We start from the raw sequence: 16,039 nt of genomic DNA, 5'->3' as shown, positions 1-16,039 counted from the left end.
CGTTAATGAGTGAAATCAGCACCAAAATCATCACCGTCGAGGGCCACGCCGCCCTGAAGAAGGAGCTCGACTACCTCTGGCGCGAGCACCGGCCTGACATCACGCAAAAAGTGGCATGGGCCGCTTCCCTGGGTGATCGCAGCGAGAACGCCGACTATCAATACAACAAGAAGCTACTGCGCGAGATCGACCGTCGGGTGCGCTATCTGCGCAAGCGTCTGGAAGACATGCGCGTAGTCGCCTATTCGCCGGAGCAGGAAGGCCGGGTGTTCTTCGGCGCGTGGGTCGAGGTCGAGGACGAGGAGGGCGAGAGCAAGCGTTTCCGCGTCGTCGGTTATGACGAGATCTATGGGCGCATGGACTACATCTCCATCGATTCGCCCATGGCCCGAGCGCTGCTGAAGAAGGAGGTCGGCGATGAAGTCTCGGTGCCGGTTCCGTCCGGCAGCAAGCAATGGTGGATCACTAAAATCGAATACCTGAAATAGCCGCGGCTTTGCGGTCGCCGGTCTGGCCATTTGAACAGACGGTGGGGGGCGCAGTGCCGCCCAACGTCTACCCCACACCTAACCCTCGCGCAGCACTTGCAGGGGACTTGCGTTCAGCGCCCGCCGCGTGCCGAACACGCCCGCGCCGCCCACCAGCAAGGCGCCGATCAATGGCAGCACCAGCAGCCAGGCATGGGGGTGCCACTGCAGGTTAAAGGCGTAGCGGTAGAGTACAAAGCTCACCAGTTCACAGCCAATCGCCGCCAGTACACCGCTGACCGCCCCGAGCAGACCGAACTCTATGCGCCGGGCCTTGGTCAGCAACGCGCGGTTGGCGCCCAGCGCCCGCAACAGCGCGCCCTGTCGAATTCGCTCATCGAGCGTTGCCTGCAAGCCGGAGAACAGTACTGCCATCCCCGCTGCCAGCACGAACAGCAGCACGTACTGCACCGCCATCGTCACCTGATCGAGGATGCTGCGCAGTTGCTCCAGCAACGCTTCTACCTGCAGGATCGTCACCGCCGGGAAGGCCCGGGACAGCTCGACGATCTGCTGATCATTGCCCGGCGCCAGATAGAAACTGGTCAGGTACGTGGCCGGCACGTCCTTGAGCGTGCCGGGCTGGAAGATCATGAAGAAGTTGGGCTGAAAGGTGTCCCAGTTGATGTCGCGCAGGCTGGTGACCTTGACCTCGCGGGTCAGCCCGCCGATCACGAAACCGAGGGTGTCGCCCAGTTTCATGTTCAGGCTGTTGGCCAGTTTGGTTTCCACCGACACGCCGGGAACCACGCCATCCGCAGGCGGCTGATCGCTGGTCCACCACTGGCCGGCGGTGATGCTGTTGCCTTCCGGCAGCGTTGCTGCCCACGTCAGGTTGAGATCGCGCTGTGTCGCGTTTTCGCCACGGGAGTCCTTGGTGACGAACTTGTTCACCGGCTCGCCGTTGATGGTCATCAAGCGCCCTGGAATCATGGGATACAACGGCGCGCTGTGGGTCGACAGGCGGCCCATACGCTCAGCGAAATTGTCTTTGTCGTTGGGCAGGATGTTCAGGGCGAAGTAGTTCGGGGCATCCTTGGGCAGCTGATTTTGCCAGGTGTCGAGCAGCTCGCCGCGCAGCAGCGCAATCAGCCCCATCGACAGCAGAATCAGACCGAATGCCAGGGACTGGCCGGCTGCGGCCATGGGATGGCGCAACAGCTGACCCAAGCCCAGACGCCATGGCAGCGACGCCCCGGCCAGCAAGCGGCGAAGGCTTTTCAGCGCCAGCAGCAACACGCCGCCGAGCACCAGCGCCGCGATCAGACCGCCGCCGAGCAGGGCGAAGGTCAGCACCAGGTCCAGACTCAAGCGCCACATGATCAGGCCCAGCGCGAACAGCGCTGCGCCATAGACCAGCCAGGTGCTGGCCGGGATGGGCAGCATGTCCCGACGCAGCACCCGCAGCGGTGGCACGCGACCCAACGCTGCCAGCGGTGGCAGCGCGAAACCGGCGAGGGCGACGAGCCCGGTACCGATACCGGCGACTGCCGGCAGCCAGCCCCCCGGCGGCACCGCAGCAGGCAGCAGGTTTTCCAGCAGATGAAACAGGCCCAGTTGGGCAAACCAGCCAAGCAGGGCGCCCGCCGCGCTGGCCGCAACACCGAGCATGGCCAGCTGCAAACCGAACAGAACCAGTGCTTCATTGCGCGACAGGCCGAGGCAACGCAGGAGCGCGCTGGCATCAAAGCGGCGCACCGCGAAACGCGCCGCCGACAAGGCAACGGCCACGCCGGCCAGCAGCACGGCGACCAGACTGGCCATGTTCAGGTAACGCTCGGCCTTGCCCAGCGCGCCGCCAATCTGTTGATTGCCATCACGGGCGTCGTCGATTTTCTGATTCGGCGCCAGCCCGGGTTCAACGGCCTTGCGGTAGGCCGCGAGGTCCAGCGGCGTGCCGCGCCACAGATCCCGATAACTGACGCGGCTGCCGGGCTGCACGACTTTGGTGGCTTCAAGGTCGGCCATGTTGATCATCACCCGGGGCGTCAGGCTGTAGAAGTTGCCGGCGCGGTCGGGCTCGTAGGTCAGCACCCGGGTCAGTTTCAAGGTCTTGGACCCGACGTCAATGCTGTCGCCGACTTTCAGGTTCAGCGCCACCAGAATCCGCGCTTCCGCCCATGCTTCGCCGGGTTGCGGTTCGCCGCCAACGGTTTCAGCTTCGTACGGGGCAGGCGCGCTTTTCAGCTCGCCGCGCAACGGGTACGCCCCATCGACGGCCTTGACGCTGGCCAGCTGAATGCCGTTATCGGTGGCCACGACGCTGGAAAAAATCACGATCTGCGAGTGATCCAGCTTCAGCGCCTTGCCGACGTCGATCTGCGCAGGCGTCGCCGGGGCGGAGCCGCCGAGAATTAGGTCGGCGCCGAGAAATTCAGTTGCTCGCAGCAGCATCGCGCTGTTGAGGCGTGCGCCGAAATAACCGATGGCCGTGCTGGCGGCAACCGCCACCACTAACGCGAAGAACAGCACGCGCAGCTCGCCAGCGCGGGCATCGCGCATGAGCTGGCGCGCCGCGAGGCTGAGCAGGCGTGAAAAAGGCAGGCGTGCCATCAAGGCTCCATTGGGGCGACCAGTCGGCCACCCTCGAGACGGATCAGGCGCCGGCAACGGTGGGCCAGACGCTCATCGTGGGTGACCAGCACCAGGGTGGTGTTGCGTTCCTGGTTCAGCTCGAACAGCAAATCGCTGATGCGCTCGCCGGTGTGGCTGTCCAGGTTGCCGGTGGGCTCATCGGCGAACAGTACGTCCGGGTCGGCAGCAAACGCGCGGGCGATGGCGACTCGTTGCTGCTCGCCGCCCGACAGTTGCCGTGGCGTGTGGGTCAGACGTTGACCCAGACCGACGCGTTCCAGCAGATGCCGGGCCTGATCACGGGCGTCTTTGCGGCCTTCCAGCTCCATCGGCAGCATGACGTTTTCCAGCGCGTTCAGGCTGTCGAGCAACTGGAAGGACTGGAACACAAAGCCCACGTGTTCTGCGCGAACCCGGGCGCGCTGGTCTTCGTCCAGCTCGCTGAGATTGCGCCCCGACAGGACGACGTAGCCGGCGCTGGGCAGGTCGAGGCCGGCCAGCAGACCGAGGAGGGTGGATTTGCCCGAGCCCGACGCGCCGACGATGGCCAGCGTGTCGCCCTTGTTTAGTTCCAGGGAGAGTTCGTGCAGGATGGTCAAGTCACCTTCGGTGCTTGGGACCACTTTGCTGAGGTTCCGAGCACTGAGAATACTTTCGCTCATGGAGAATCCGATGCGTGCGTGGTTTTTAAGTGCTGGCCTGGGTTTGCTGCTGGTATCACAAGGCGCGATGGCAGGCACGGTGCTGATCGTTGGCGATAGTATCAGCGCGGCTTTCGGCCTGGATACCCGGTTGGGTTGGGTCAGCCTGCTGGAACAGCGTCTGGCGAAGGAAGGCTTCAACGAAAAAGTGGTGAATGCGTCGGTCAGCGGCGACACCAGTGCCGGAGGCCAGGCGCGGCTGGCGTCGCTGCTTGCCGAGCACAAACCGGCTCTGGTGATCCTCGAACTGGGCGGTAATGACGGCCTGCGCGGGCAGCCGCCTGCGCAATTGCAACAAAACCTTACCGACATGGTTGAGCAATCCAAAGCGGCGGGGGCCAAGGTGCTCTTGCTGGGCATGAAAATCCCACCGAACTACGGTGAGCGCTACACCACGGCCTTCGCGGCGGTGTACCCGAAAGTCGCCGAAGCCACTAATGTTGCGCTGGTGCCGTTCATGCTGGAAGGTGTTGGCGGCAGGCCTGACATGACGCAGCAAGACGGCATTCACCCCAATGTACCTGCTCAGCCTTACTTGCTTGATAACGTGTGGCCGGTGCTCAAACCGTTGCTTTAGTCGCCACCGCAAACATCGGGCTGATCCAGGCAGGGCGCCATACTTCGAACCGTGCAGATTGCTGCGTCTTCTTCCTGGAATGGCGGGGCGTCAGACATGAGGTGCGAGGGACTGCTCATTGTCAGTACGTGGGTTTGCGCCTATGGTGGAACAAACCTATACAGGACCAAAAAGATGTACAAGAAAGAGCAGTGGCCTCTCACGCTGTACTTCGACGGTGACTGCCCGCTTTGTGCGCGGGAGATCAAGCTCCTGCGTTCCCATGCATCGGCGCACGTGTCCGCAGGCGCAGACGAAACACCAGCGCGATTGAGTTTCGTCGACATCAGCGAAGAGGGGTTTGATGCCCGGGCGCTCGGATTCACCCATGAGCAGATGCAGTCGTTGTTGCATGCCCGATTCGACGATGGCACCTGGGTTACGGGGCTCGACGCCACCCTCTGGAGCTGGCGCGCAGCCGGGCTTGGCATCTGGGCTGCGCCGCTGTCGTGGCGGCCACTGAGGCCCTTGCTGAACCTCGGTTATCGCTTGTTCTGCCGCTGGCGTCCCCATCTGGCGTGGTTGCCTCATCCGGAGGGCAGCCGTCGATGCCGCGACGGCCGCTGCGCGGTTTCCAGACCTTCAGACCAAAACCGCTGATTTAAAGGCCTGCAGGCCTTTTCCGGACCGGGGCTTTCGGCTAATGTGGCGCCCCCGATCTGGAGCCCCCGATGCCGCGCCGCCCTGCCTGGTCCCTTTATGCCTATCAACTGATCGAGCCTGACGAACAGCTCGACCTGTTCGCGTGCCAGGAAATCCTTGTGCATCTGGTCGCTCGCCAGCTCGAACTGGCAGGCTCCGCCGACCGCACGTTGTGCGGCACCTTGCTGCCCGCCCAGCCGCGCTGGTCGGAAGTGCAGCAGACGGTTTATCAGGATGAGCGGCTGTGCCCGCTGTGCCGGGCGATCATCGACGCGCAACGGCGCGGCTGGCACCCCATCTGGCCGGAATTGGAAGCTGGCGTTTAAGGGCGCGCGAGCACTCCCGAACGTGCAGGCGTGCGTGTACAATCGCGCACAATCAAGCCTTCCGTTTACCAAGGATTCTCCGGATGTTGTCGCGCATTCCAGCTTTCGCCCGCTGTCTGTCGCTCGCTGCGCTGTGCGCGGCAGGCCCCGTCTCCGCCCTGGAGTTTCCATTGCCGCCGCCGGGTGAAGACATCATCGGCCAGGTGCAGACCGTGACTGCCAAGTACGAAGACACCTTCGCTGACCTGGCCACCCGCTACGACCTGGGCTACCTGGAAATGATCGCCGCCAACCCGGGCGTCGATGCCTGGCTGCCGGGCGCAGGCACCCAGGTGGTGTTGCCGACGCGTTTCATCCTGCCGCCGGGTCCGCGCGAAGGCATCGTCATCAACCTCGCCGAGTACCGTTTGTACTACTACCCGAAAGGCCGGAACGTGGTGTACACCTTTCCGCTGGGCATTGGTCGCGAGGGCTGGGGTTCCCCGGTTTCCACGACCAAGGTCACCGCCAAAACACCGAACCCGACCTGGACGCCGCCGGCCTCGGTCAAGGCCGAGCACGCCGCCGACGGCGACATCCTGCCCAACGTGGTGCCGGCCGGGCCGGACAACCCCCTGGGCCCGTTCAAATTCGGCCTCGGTCTGCCGGGCTACCTGATCCACGGTTCGAACAAGAAGTTCGGCATCGGCATGCGCACCAGCCACGGCTGCTTCCGCATGTACAACAACAATGTGCTGGAAATGGCGGACATGGTCCCGGTGGGCACCCCTGTGCGCATCATGAGCGAGCCGTACAAATTTGGCGTAAGCGGCGGCAAGGTCTACCTCGAAGCGCACACGCCGCTGGACGAGAGCGGCAAGCCGTCGGTGGTCGACAAGCATACGGCCGTGATCAACGCACTGCTCAAGCGCGAAGACCTGGCCAACAGCCTGCGGATCAACTGGGATGAAGTGCGGGACGTGGTCGCTGCCGGAGACGGCATGCCGGTCGAGATTGCCGTGCCGACAACGCCGGCGCCCGTGGTGGGCGGCGCGCCGATGACGCTGCAATAATCCCCGCGCTGCGAACCAGGGCGGTGCTGATGCCCGCCCGTCCTGCGCTCATTGCGCAGGCGGGCGGGTTTTTATTGCCCGAGAAATACCGCCTGAAGAGGCCGCCGGCAAACGCCGGGCAATAAAAAAGCCGACCCGTTAACGGGTCGGCTTATCAATAATCCCGAGGGATTATTACTTGCGGCTAGCCTTGTCCAACATACGCAGAGCGCGCTCGTTGGCTTCGTCAGCAGTTTGCTGAGCTTTTTGAGCTGCAGCCAGAGCTTCATCAGCCTTGCGGTAGGCTTCATCGGCACGGGCTTGCGAACGAGCGGCTGCGTCTTCAGTTGCAGTCAGACGAGCTTCGGTTTCTTTGGATGCGCTGCTGCAACCGGTAGCCAGAACTGCGGCCAGGGCCAGAGCAGAGAATTTCAGAACGTTGTTCATCGTGTTCCCCTTAAAGGACTTCTATCAAATTAGTCATCTCTCGAGAGTGAGAAAACGACCGGCGTACATCTTACTCATTGTTTGTAGTAAGTAAACGGACCGCGCGCAACATCTGCATAAAATTCTTGGGTTTGAACGTGTTCCGTGCGACTCCTCACGCTTTTTCTTCGCCCAGGAAAAACCTCGGGCGAAGGCGTCTGTCAGGCGACTCAGGTCCAGCCGACTTCGCAATGTTGGCGACCTTTTTTGTATAGTCGATTATCGTGACAGGCGCATCTTTGAGGGCGGTTTAATTGACCTTCACGTGACTTGGGTCCCGGCGTTGCGTCTCAATGGACATTCGTCGGCGATAACAGGTTCCATGCGTTACGCGGTCAGATGTGCGGCAGCGCAATTAACAGTTGATTCACTTGAGCGCACTTGCTCAGGGCGCCTACTATTTGCCTGTGCTCAAATTGTTTGAGAACAGCGATGCTCTTCGTGGTGTCCAAACGGCACGGGGTGGCGCAGTCATCTCTATTGCAGAAGGCTCTATTGCACAAGCCAATAGTTTTCATACTGCCTGTAGAGGTTCCTTCGCCGGGAAAATGTCGATAAGGTAAGGGTCCAATTCCAAGACCCGCGAGGAGTAGTGATGAGCGAGGCGTTGTCCATCCACCATGACGAGACCGGTCACCAGTTCGAAGTCAACATCGACGGCTACCGTGCCTATCTGACGTACATGGACCTGGGTAAAGAGACCCTGGATATCTACCGTACGTTTGTTCCCAACGAATTGCGCGGACGGGGGATAGCGGCAGCATTGACCGAAGTGGCCCTCGACTACGCCGACCGGATCGGCTACACCGTGATTCCTTCGTGCTCCTATGTGGAGCGCTACATGGAGCGCAACCAGCGGCAGGCTGCCAAGATCTGACCCAACCGCGCTTCACACAGAAAAACGCCGAGCATGTGCTCGGCGTTGTCGTTTCTGCGGGCCGGTCAGTCGCGTTGGCGCTTGGGCAGTACGTCCTTGAGCTTGGCGTGCATGCTGCGCAGGGTTTTTTCGGTGCTTTCCCAATCGATGCAGGCATCGGTAATGGACACGCCGTATTGCAGGTCGGCGAGGTCTTTGGGAATCGCCTGGCAGCCCCAGTTCAGATGGCTCTCGACCATCAGGCCGATGATCGATTGGTTGCCTTCGAGAATCTGGTTGGCAACGTTCTCCATCACCAGCGGTTGCAGTGCCGGGTCCTTGTTGGAGTTGGCGTGGCTGCAATCGACCATGATGTTCGGCTTGATCTTCGCCTTGTTCAGCGCCTGTTCGCACAGGGCAACGCTGACCGAATCGTAGTTGGGCTTGCCGTTGCCGCCGCGCAATACCACGTGACCGTAGGCATTGCCTTTGGTGGTGACGATGGACACGCCGCCTTCCTGGTTGATACCGAGGAAACGATGGGGGCTGGACACCGATTGCAAGGCGTTGATCGCCACGGTCAGGCCGCCGTCGGTGCCATTCTTGAAGCCGACTGCCGAGGACAGGCCCGAGGCCATTTCCCGGTGAGTCTGGGATTCAGTGGTGCGCGCGCCGATCGCCGACCAGCTGATCAGGTCTTGCAGGTACTGAGGCGAAATCGGGTCGAGCGCTTCGGTCGCGGTCGGCAGGCCTTTTTCGGCCAGATCGCGCAGCAATTGGCGGCCGATGTGCAGACCGTCCTGAATCTTGAAAGAGTCGTCCAGGTACGGATCGTTGATCAGGCCTTTCCAGCCGACGGTGGTGCGTGGCTTCTCGAAATAGACGCGCATGACCAGATACAACGTGTCGGACACCTCGGCAGCCAGTGCTTTCAAGCGATCGGCGTATTCGTGGGCGGCCTTGAGGTCGTGGATCGAGCAGGGCCCTATCACGATGAACAGGCGGTGATCCTTGCCATCGAGGATGTTGCGGATGACTTCGCGGCCCTGGCTGACAGTGGCCTGGGCGGCGGCGGTCAGCGGGATTTCGCGTTTCAGCTGATCCGGGGTGATCAGTGTCTCGTTGGAGGCAACGTTGAGGTCGTCAATCGGTAAATCAGCCATCGTGTTACTCATCAGGTCACGGATGCTGGCCGCCAGCGTCCCCGTGCGGCGGAGCCGAGCATGATTGAGCGCAACGGGGGAGCCGAACCTTAGCGCGTTAGCCGGTGGTTCGACAATGGGTAAACGTGGCTTTCGTCCAACGGTTGCGGCATTGTCTGACCTGTTTCGGGCGGCGGAACGGGACGATAGATAATCCCGGTTAAAGCCGGTCCCACTGATACACCGGGATTCCCGGCTAAAGCCGGTCCTGCCGAAGCCGGCGACGGACATTCAATCACCCGATCATCATTCAGAGGAGACGCGCGTGGATCAATTGCAACTGACGGACTTCGACCTCGACCAGCAACTTCTCAATCTGCCCGGCGTCTCACTGCTGATTTTCACCAGCCTGGGTTGCTCCAGTTGCCGCTGGGCCCGGCACCATTTGCCCGAGCAATCCTTGCCGCTGGACCGCCTGTGCTGGATCGATGCCGAAGAGAACGGCGGCGCGGTGCAGCGCTATGGCGTGTTTCATCTGCCGGCGATGTTTGTGGTGCGCGACGGCGCCTTCTTCGGGCCCCTTCGCACGCAAATGTCCGCCGAGGCCATCGTCACGGGCTTGGCACACGCGCTGGCGACGCCGCCAGACGAATTACCCTGAAGCGGAGTTTCTATGAGCGAAAGAGCAGCGAGCGAAAGCACAACCAAACCCCGGATCGGCATCATCGGCACCGGCGCGATCGGCGGCTTCTATGGCGTGATGCTGGCCCGGGCCGGCTTCGATGTGCATTTTCTGCTGCGCAGCGAATTCGATGCCGTCGCCCGCAACGGCCTGCGTGTGGACAGTCAGGTGCACGGCCAATTGGCGCTGGACAATTTTCAGGCCTACGCCTCCGCCGCCGATATGCCCCCCTGCGACTGGTTGTTGATCGGCGCAAAGACCACTGGCAATGGCGGGGTGGCCTCCGCCATTGTTCAGGCTGCGGCGCCGGAGGCCAAGGTTCTGCTGCTGCAAAACGGGTTGGGTGTTGAGGATCAATTGCGCGCCGAGCTACCCGACTCCCTGCATCTATTGGGTGGCCTGTGTTTCGTCTGCGTTCATCGCACAGGGCCGGGGCAGATCACCCATCAGGCCTTCGGCGCCGTGAATATCGGCTACCACAGCGGGCCGGCCGACGCGGCTACGCGCGCGGAATGGGTCGAGCAGGGCGCTTCGCTGTTTCACCAGGCTGGCATTGACTCCGTGGCGATGGACAACCTCGACAAGGCGCGCTGGCAGAAACTGGTGTGGAACGTGCCCTACAACGGGCTTTCCGTGCTGCTCAACGCTAGCACCACGCCGCTGATGGCCGACGCCGACAGCCGCGCGCTGATCCAGGGCCTGATGGCGGAAGTGGTGCAAGGTGCCGAAGCGTGTGGGCACGTGCTGCCGGAGGGCTACGCCGAGCAATTGCTCAAGGTCACCGGTCATATGCCGGATTACCGGCCGAGCATGTACCACGACTTTACCGAAAAACGCCCGCTGGAACTCGACGCCATCTACGCCCGGCCCCTCGCGGCTGCGCTCGCCGCCGGCTGCGACATGCCCAAGGTGCGCGCCCTGTATCACGGGCTGGCGTTTATTGATCGCGGCAATCGTTGACGGCCATTGCCGTGCGCTTGCCCACCTCCCGCTTTAAGGAAGACTGATGAGCACCGAGCTGAACGTTAAAACCCCGGGGAGCAAGCTGGTGCTGGCGATTTCCTCGCGGGCGCTGTTTGATTTGCGGGAAAGCCATGACGTTTATATGGCCAGCGGGGTCGCGGCCTACCGTCAGTACCAGATCGACCACGAAGATGAAATCCTCGAGCCGGGTGATGCGTTCCGTCTGGTGGAAAAACTGCTCAGTCTGAACGCCAGCCTGAACCAGTCCCGGGTGGAAGTGGTGCTGGTCTCGCGCAACAGCGCCGACACCGGCTTGCGCGTGTTCAATTCGATTCAGCATTACGGCCTCGACATTTCCCGCGCCGCGTTCGTCGGCGGGCGCAGTCCGTTTCCGTATCTGGCCGCTTTCGGCAGTCATCTGTTTTTGTCGACCCACGCCGAAGACGTGCGCAGTGCGCTGGACGCTGGCTTCGCCGCCGCGACCATCCTCTCCGGTGGCGCCCGTCGCGCGGCCAGTGCCGAGCTGCGCATCGCGTTCGACGGCGACGCCGTGCTGTTTTCCGATGAGTCCGAGCGCGTGTATCAGTCCGGTGGGCTTGAGGCGTTCCAGGCCAACGAGCGCGAAGCGGCGCGACGGCCCTTGCCCGGCGGGCCGTTCAAACCCTTTCTCGCGGCATTGAACGCGCTGCAGCGCGAATTCCCCGAAGAGTCCTGCCCGATTCGCACGGCGCTGGTCACCGCGCGCTCAGCCCCCGCCCACGAACGGGTGATTCGTACCCTGCGCGAGTGGGACATCCGTCTGGATGAGTCACTGTTTCTCGGCGGCCTGGACAAGTCGGCGTTTCTGGAGGCATTCGCTGCAGACGTGTTCTTCGACGACCAGCCGGGCCACTGTGAGCGCGCGCGCGAAGTCGTGGCGACCGGGCACGTGCCCCACGGCATCAGCAACGAGCTAAAACCCTGAGGCGTTAGACCGAAAAGCAGCAGTCGGCCGTCGGAGTGCGCGGCGCGCTGCTACGCTGATTAAGTCTTCACTTCAAAGGCTGACCGGGGGTCCCATGATCCGCTCGATGCTCTACGCCACGGACCTCGGTGCTTATGCGCCGTATACGCTGCAGCACGCGCTGGTGCTGGCGCGGACCTTCGATGCCGAATTGCATGTCGTGCATGTGGTGGAGCCGATGGGCTTGTTCGCTGAGTCCGTTCTGCAGAGTTACCTGGCCGCAGACGTGCTCAAAGAGCTGCACAGCGAGGGTGTCAACACGGTGATCGACGGCATTGAGGCGCGGGTGCTGGCCAGTTTTCGCGAGGAACTGGGCGAGGGGCATGAGGACCTGGCGCTGATTCGCAGTGTTCGCGTGGTCCAGGGCGACCCATCCAACGTGATACTCGATCAGGCGCGCCTGCTCGGCGTCGACTTGCTGGTGGTGGGCAGTCGCAGTCACGGCGGGGAGGGCGATACGCCGATTGGCCGAACGGCGGCGCGGGTCCTGCAACTGTCCGACGTGCCGGTGTACATGGTGCCGATGCTGCAAAGGCGTGCACAAACGTGATCGCGTTCCGGGAATGTGCCAAGGGCGTTAAAAGCTGCGTGCCATTACCGGGTAAAAGTGATAAAAAGTTCTAGCTTTGCCTTCCTGACCAATAATCCAGTTATATACCGTCGCTGATGCCCGTGGCGTCTTCCGGCTTTGAGGGATACATATGAAGCTTCAACAACTGCGCTACATCTGGGAAGTGGCGCACCACGACCTCAACGTTTCGGCGACGGCGCAAAGCCTCTACACCTCGCAGCCCGGCATCAGCAAGCAGATCCGCCTGCTGGAAGACGAGTTGGGCGTCGAGGTTTTCGCCCGCAGCGGCAAGCACCTGACCCGCGTCACCCCGGCAGGCGAACGCATCATCACCACCGCCGGCGAGATCCTGCGCAAAGTCGAGAGCATCAAGCAGATTGCCCAGGAATTCTCCAACGAGAAAAAGGGCACGCTGTCCATCGCCACCACCCACACCCAGGCGCGTTATGCGCTGCCGCCGGTGATCAGCAATTTCATCAAGCAGTACCCGGACGTCGCGCTGCACATGCACCAGGGCTCACCGATGCAGATCGCCGAAATGGCTGCCGACGGTACCGTCGATTTCGCCATCGCCACGGAAGCGCTGGAACTGTTCGGCGATCTGGTGATGATGCCGTGCTACACCTGGAACCGCTGCGTGGTGGTGCCCCAGGGCCATCCGCTGACCAAGGTGCCGAAGCTGACCCTGGAGATTCTGGCCGAATACCCGATCGTGACCTACGTGTTTGGTTTCACCGGCCGTTCCAAGCTCGACGAAGCATTCAGCCATCGTGGCCTGACGCCGAAGGTGGTGTTCACCGCTGCCGACGCGGACGTTATTAAGACCTACGTGAGATTGGGCTTAGGCGTCGGCATCGTCGCGAAGATGGCCGTCGACCCGAAGCTGGACAGCGATCTGGTGGTGCTCGACGCCAGCGAACTCTTCGAAGCCAGCGTGACCAAGATCGGCTTCCGCCGTGGCACCTTCCTGCGCGGCTTCATGTGCGATTTCATCGAAAAATTCGCCCCGCACCTGACCCGCGACGTCATGGCCAAAGCCATTCAGTGCCACAACAAACAGGAACTGGAAGAGCTGTTTGCCGGGGTTGAACTGCCGGAGCATTGACAGGCTGCGCACGCCAAACCTGTAGGAGCGCGCTTGCCCGCGATTGCTGACTGTCAGTCACCTCAGTGTGACCGGTGCATCGCAATCGCGGGCGAGCGCGCTCCTACATTAGTTCGGTGTGTGCTCAGGACTTGGCGATCATGTTCCCCGCATGCAGCCCGCATTCCTTCTGCGTCGCTTCTTCCCACCACCAGCGGCCTTCGCGTTCGTGCTGATTTGGCAGAACAGGGCGCGTGCAGGGTTCGCAGCCGATGCTGATGAAGCCGCGCTCGTGCAGCGTGTTGAAGGGCAGTTCGAGCATGCGGATGTAATTCCACACATCGGCGCTGCTCATCTGGGCCAGCGGGTTGAATTTGTACAGCGTGCGCTCCGGGGTCGAGAACGCGCTGTCGATTTCCACCACTGCGACGTTGTTGCGCGTGCTCGGGCTCTGGTCGCGGCGCTGACCGGTGGCCCAGGCGCTGACGCCTGCCAGCTTGCGGCGCAACGGCTCGATCTTGCGGATTGCGCAGCACTCGCCATGGCCGTCGCGATAGAAGCTGAACAAGCCCTTTTCCTTGACCATCGGCTCCAGCTTTTCGCGGTCCGGGCTGACGATGTCGATGTCGATTTTGTACTGCTCGCGGACCTGATCGATGAAACGATAGGTCTCCGGGTGCAGCCGGCCGGTGTCCAGGCTGAACACTTTGACGTTCTTGTTTATTTTCCAGGCCATGTCCACCAGCACCACGTCTTCCGCGCCACTGAAGGAAATCCACAGGTCGTCGCCGAAGTGCTGGAAGGCGAATTTGAGGATGTCGGACGGGGATTTGTTAGCGAAGGTGGCGGCGATGTCGTCGACGTCGAAAGGGTGGTTCATCAGGCGGCTTCCTAATCAGGGCTGGCGCTTAGGCGCTCGTAATGGCGCAGATGGTAACAAAAAAATTCGGGGCGTTTGGCTGAAAGCAATGGCGCGGAGGGGGACACGCGGAGGTGGCCACTGTCTGCAGGAGCCGGCTTGCTGGCGAACGCGTAAGGTCAGACGTTACGGTATTGACTGCCACGTCCCATTCGCCAGCAAGCCGGCTCCTACGGATCTGCGTAGGCTCACGCCCCGTTAGGCCACCGTAGCCCCGACGATTTGCGTAAGCGCGCAGTCCATCAATGAGCGGGATCTGCCGCTTACAACCCCTCTAGCGTCTGCATCAACACCCGCACTTTGGTGAAGGTCTCTTGATATTCCGCTTCCCACTGTGAGTCGGCGACGATGCCGCCGCCGCCCCAGCAGGCGATCTGGCCTTCTTTTGCCAGCAGGCTGCGGATGGCGATGGAGCTGTCCATCTCGCCGCGCACGTCCAGGTACATCAACGAGCCGCAATACAGCGCCCGGCGGTTGGGTTCCAGTTCGTCGATGATCTGCATCGCGCGGATCTTCGGCGCGCCGGTGATGGAGCCACCCGGAAAACTGCCGCCAATCAGGTCTAGCGCGTCCTTACCGTCGGCGAGTTCGCCGGTGATGGCGCTGACCAGATGATGCACGTTGGGATAACTTTCCAGGCTGAACAGCTCCGGCACTTTTACCGAACCGATCCGGCAAGTGCGCCCCAGGTCGTTGCGCAGCAGGTCGACGATCATCAGGTTCTCGGCGCGGTCTTTGTCGCTGGCGAGCAGCTCTTGAGCGAATGCGGCGTCTTCAACGGTATCGCGCCCGCGCGGACGCGTGCCTTTTATAGGCCGGGTCTCGACCTGCCGCTGACTGACTTTGACGAACCGCTCCGGCGACAGGCTCAACACCGCGCCTTCCTCAGGCAGGGCCAGATACCCGGCGAACGGCGTGGGGCAGGCCACTCGCAGCGCTTGATACGCCGCCCACGGATCACCGAGGTACTGCCCGCGAAAGCGCTGGGCGAAATTGACCTGATAGCAGTCACCGGCCTGGATGTAGGCGTGAATCCGCTCGATGGCCTGCCGGTACTGCTCGGCATTGATGTCCGTCGCAAAGGGCGCTGTCAGCTTGAACGATGCGTCCGGTTGCGCCACCGGTTGCTCGAACAGCGCGATCAGCCGCAGGCGTTCGGCGTGATCAAGGGCGGGGTGAAACACCAACTGGCTGGAGTGCTCGTGGTGATCGCTGATCAGCGCCCAGGCGTAGAGCCCCAGCCGCGCGGAGGGCAGGTGCAAGTCATCGATGGCTTGATCGGGCAGGGGTTCGAACAGGCGGCCGAAGTCGTACGCCAGATAGCCGATCAATCCGCCGGCGAACGGCAGCGCGCAGTGCTCCGGCAGATCGGCTTCACCGAGGCGGGCCAGTGATTCACGCAGGCGCTGAAGAAAGGCCGGGCCGGATTCGTCCGCAACCGGCTGCAGGGTGTCCAGCGGCCAGGCGCTGAGCAGATCGAAGCGGCCACGGTCCGCCGTCGGGCGACCGCTGTCCAGCAGCACGGCGCCCGGGGCAACGCGCACGCGGGCGAAGTAACCGCTGGGGTCGGCGTCATAGAGCAGTGGGTGTACGGAGCAAGTTGGCATGCGAGGCGTGGGTCAGTCAGTGCGCGAGGACGGCGATTGTAGTCTTCCCCAAGGTCGAGTCCTAGGGGGCAATCGCCCGCGGCTCACCGTGCAGAATTTTCTGGGCATCCTCCGGCGTGAGCGCGTAATCGAAAAAGCGCCGGTGGAAGTCCATCGTCTGTGCCGCCATGTCCACGTCCGCAGACGACGCCGGATGCAGTTGCGGTGGGCAATCTTCGACTTGGGTATGCGGTGCGACGCCTGACGCATTCCCGGCTAAAGCCGGTCCTACCGTCGGAGTTCCAGCCGGTCCTACTGACTGCACGCGGT

The 16,039-nt window shown here is 62.3% G+C and carries 17 protein-coding genes; 11 read left to right on the top strand and 6 right to left on the bottom strand.

What is annotated here, in order from left to right; all coding sequences use genetic code 11:
- Positions 1 to 14 precede the first annotated feature (14 nt).
- On the top strand, positions 15 to 488 hold the full coding sequence (gene greB, locus L4G42_RS07915; protein WP_172613149.1) for a transcription elongation factor GreB: 474 nt from the start codon (positions 15 to 17) through the stop codon (positions 486 to 488).
- Between the two features lie 78 nt (positions 489 to 566).
- On the opposite strand, the gene L4G42_RS07910 is transcribed toward greB, so the two are convergent.
- Together L4G42_RS07910 and L4G42_RS07905 are read right to left on the bottom strand one after the other, a co-directional pair.
- Positions 567 to 3,080 carry an ABC transporter permease gene (locus L4G42_RS07910; RefSeq protein WP_237254296.1) on the bottom strand — a complete coding sequence of 838 codons (2,514 nt, stop codon included), beginning with the start codon at positions 3,078 to 3,080 and terminating at the stop codon, positions 567 to 569.
- Positions 3,080 to 3,763, bottom strand: a complete 684-nt coding sequence (locus L4G42_RS07905; protein ID WP_237254297.1) for an ABC transporter ATP-binding protein — start codon at positions 3,761 to 3,763, stop codon at positions 3,080 to 3,082. Before L4G42_RS07905 ends, L4G42_RS07910 begins: the two co-directional genes overlap by 1 nt.
- Positions 3,764 to 3,773: 10 nt before the next feature.
- Between L4G42_RS07905 and L4G42_RS07900 the strand changes: the two genes are divergently transcribed.
- From L4G42_RS07900 to L4G42_RS07885, 4 genes are all read left to right on the top strand, one after another.
- Positions 3,774 to 4,379, top strand: a complete 606-nt coding sequence (locus tag L4G42_RS07900) for an arylesterase (protein WP_237254298.1) — start codon at positions 3,774 to 3,776, stop codon at positions 4,377 to 4,379.
- 174 nt (positions 4,380 to 4,553) lie between these two features.
- Entirely contained in the window at positions 4,554 to 5,018 is a 465-nt protein-coding gene (locus tag L4G42_RS07895) for a thiol-disulfide oxidoreductase DCC family protein (RefSeq protein ID WP_237254299.1), read from the top strand.
- A 71-nt stretch (positions 5,019 to 5,089) separates the two neighbouring features.
- Complete coding sequence (locus L4G42_RS07890; protein WP_065988524.1) at positions 5,090 to 5,386, top strand: hypothetical protein; 297 nt, start codon at positions 5,090 to 5,092, stop codon at positions 5,384 to 5,386.
- A gap of 83 nt (positions 5,387 to 5,469) precedes the next feature.
- Positions 5,470 to 6,438, top strand: a complete 969-nt coding sequence (locus L4G42_RS07885; RefSeq protein WP_237259950.1) for a L,D-transpeptidase family protein — start codon at positions 5,470 to 5,472, stop codon at positions 6,436 to 6,438.
- Between the two features lie 174 nt (positions 6,439 to 6,612).
- Here L4G42_RS07885 and oprI read toward each other — a convergent pair whose 3' ends face one another.
- Complete coding sequence (gene oprI / locus L4G42_RS07880; protein WP_003199355.1) at positions 6,613 to 6,864, bottom strand: outer membrane lipoprotei OprI; 252 nt, start codon at positions 6,862 to 6,864, stop codon at positions 6,613 to 6,615.
- 634 nt (positions 6,865 to 7,498) lie between these two features.
- On the opposite strand from oprI, the gene L4G42_RS07875 reads away from it, so the two are divergent.
- Complete coding sequence (locus tag L4G42_RS07875) at positions 7,499 to 7,780, top strand: GNAT family N-acetyltransferase (RefSeq protein ID WP_237254301.1); 282 nt, start codon at positions 7,499 to 7,501, stop codon at positions 7,778 to 7,780.
- Between the two features lie 65 nt (positions 7,781 to 7,845).
- Here the strand turns inward: L4G42_RS07875 and L4G42_RS07870 are convergent, their stop codons facing one another.
- Complete coding sequence (locus L4G42_RS07870) at positions 7,846 to 8,922, bottom strand: 3-deoxy-7-phosphoheptulonate synthase (protein ID WP_237259951.1); 1,077 nt, start codon at positions 8,920 to 8,922, stop codon at positions 7,846 to 7,848.
- Between the two features lie 304 nt (positions 8,923 to 9,226).
- Between L4G42_RS07870 and L4G42_RS07865 the strand changes: the two genes are divergently transcribed.
- From L4G42_RS07865 to cysB, 5 genes are all read left to right on the top strand, one after another.
- Positions 9,227 to 9,562 carry a YbbN family protein gene (locus L4G42_RS07865; RefSeq protein WP_237254303.1) on the top strand — a complete coding sequence of 112 codons (336 nt, stop codon included), beginning with the start codon at positions 9,227 to 9,229 and terminating at the stop codon, positions 9,560 to 9,562.
- Between the two features lie 12 nt (positions 9,563 to 9,574).
- Complete coding sequence (locus L4G42_RS07860; RefSeq protein ID WP_237259952.1) at positions 9,575 to 10,543, top strand: putative 2-dehydropantoate 2-reductase; 969 nt, start codon at positions 9,575 to 9,577, stop codon at positions 10,541 to 10,543.
- A 46-nt stretch (positions 10,544 to 10,589) separates the two neighbouring features.
- Positions 10,590 to 11,510, top strand: a complete 921-nt coding sequence (locus L4G42_RS07855; RefSeq protein ID WP_065988518.1) for a 5'-nucleotidase — start codon at positions 10,590 to 10,592, stop codon at positions 11,508 to 11,510.
- Positions 11,511 to 11,604: 94 nt separating this feature from the next.
- Positions 11,605 to 12,099: a universal stress protein gene (locus L4G42_RS07850; protein ID WP_237254305.1), complete on the top strand. Its 495-nt coding sequence runs from the start codon at positions 11,605 to 11,607 to the stop codon at positions 12,097 to 12,099.
- Positions 12,100 to 12,250: 151 nt separating this feature from the next.
- Positions 12,251 to 13,225 carry an HTH-type transcriptional regulator CysB gene (gene cysB, locus L4G42_RS07845; RefSeq protein WP_122534560.1) on the top strand — a complete coding sequence of 325 codons (975 nt, stop codon included), beginning with the start codon at positions 12,251 to 12,253 and terminating at the stop codon, positions 13,223 to 13,225.
- A gap of 124 nt (positions 13,226 to 13,349) precedes the next feature.
- On the opposite strand, the gene L4G42_RS07840 is transcribed toward cysB, so the two are convergent.
- The gene (locus L4G42_RS07840) at positions 13,350 to 14,084 is read right to left on the bottom strand and encodes a phosphoadenylyl-sulfate reductase (RefSeq protein WP_237254306.1); all 735 of its coding nucleotides are present in this window, start codon (positions 14,082 to 14,084) and stop codon (positions 13,350 to 13,352) included.
- A gap of 302 nt (positions 14,085 to 14,386) precedes the next feature.
- Complete coding sequence (gene pabB / locus L4G42_RS07835) at positions 14,387 to 15,730, bottom strand: aminodeoxychorismate synthase component I (protein WP_237254307.1); 1,344 nt, start codon at positions 15,728 to 15,730, stop codon at positions 14,387 to 14,389.
- Positions 15,731 to 16,039 lie beyond the last annotated feature (309 nt).

The sequence above is a fragment of the Pseudomonas petrae genome (genome assembly GCF_021728295.1).
GTDB lineage: Bacteria > Pseudomonadota > Gammaproteobacteria > Pseudomonadales > Pseudomonadaceae > Aquipseudomonas > Aquipseudomonas petrae.
This window is presented reverse-complemented; position numbering and strand designations above follow the sequence as displayed.

Coding starts and splice junctions, on each gene's coding strand:
- L4G42_RS07910 (WP_237254296.1), bottom strand. CDS start 3,080: ATGGCACGCCTGCCTTTTTCACGCCTGCTCAGCCTCGCGGCGCGCCAG.
- L4G42_RS07905 (WP_237254297.1), bottom strand. CDS start 3,763: ATGAGCGAAAGTATTCTCAGTGCTCGGAACCTCAGCAAAGTGGTCCCA.
- L4G42_RS07900 (WP_237254298.1), top strand. CDS start 3,774: ATGCGTGCGTGGTTTTTAAGTGCTGGCCTGGGTTTGCTGCTGGTATCA.
- L4G42_RS07895 (WP_237254299.1), top strand. CDS start 4,554: ATGTACAAGAAAGAGCAGTGGCCTCTCACGCTGTACTTCGACGGTGAC.
- L4G42_RS07890 (WP_065988524.1), top strand. CDS start 5,090: ATGCCGCGCCGCCCTGCCTGGTCCCTTTATGCCTATCAACTGATCGAG.
- L4G42_RS07885 (WP_237259950.1), top strand. CDS start 5,470: ATGTTGTCGCGCATTCCAGCTTTCGCCCGCTGTCTGTCGCTCGCTGCG.
- oprI (WP_003199355.1), bottom strand. CDS start 6,864: ATGAACAACGTTCTGAAATTCTCTGCTCTGGCCCTGGCCGCAGTTCTG.
- L4G42_RS07875 (WP_237254301.1), top strand. CDS start 7,499: ATGAGCGAGGCGTTGTCCATCCACCATGACGAGACCGGTCACCAGTTC.
- L4G42_RS07870 (WP_237259951.1), bottom strand. CDS start 8,922: ATGGCTGATTTACCGATTGACGACCTCAACGTTGCCTCCAACGAGACA.
- L4G42_RS07860 (WP_237259952.1), top strand. CDS start 9,575: ATGAGCGAAAGAGCAGCGAGCGAAAGCACAACCAAACCCCGGATCGGC.
- L4G42_RS07855 (WP_065988518.1), top strand. CDS start 10,590: ATGAGCACCGAGCTGAACGTTAAAACCCCGGGGAGCAAGCTGGTGCTG.
- L4G42_RS07850 (WP_237254305.1), top strand. CDS start 11,605: ATGATCCGCTCGATGCTCTACGCCACGGACCTCGGTGCTTATGCGCCG.
- cysB (WP_122534560.1), top strand. CDS start 12,251: ATGAAGCTTCAACAACTGCGCTACATCTGGGAAGTGGCGCACCACGAC.
- L4G42_RS07840 (WP_237254306.1), bottom strand. CDS start 14,084: ATGAACCACCCTTTCGACGTCGACGACATCGCCGCCACCTTCGCTAAC.
- pabB (WP_237254307.1), bottom strand. CDS start 15,730: ATGCCAACTTGCTCCGTACACCCACTGCTCTATGACGCCGACCCCAGC.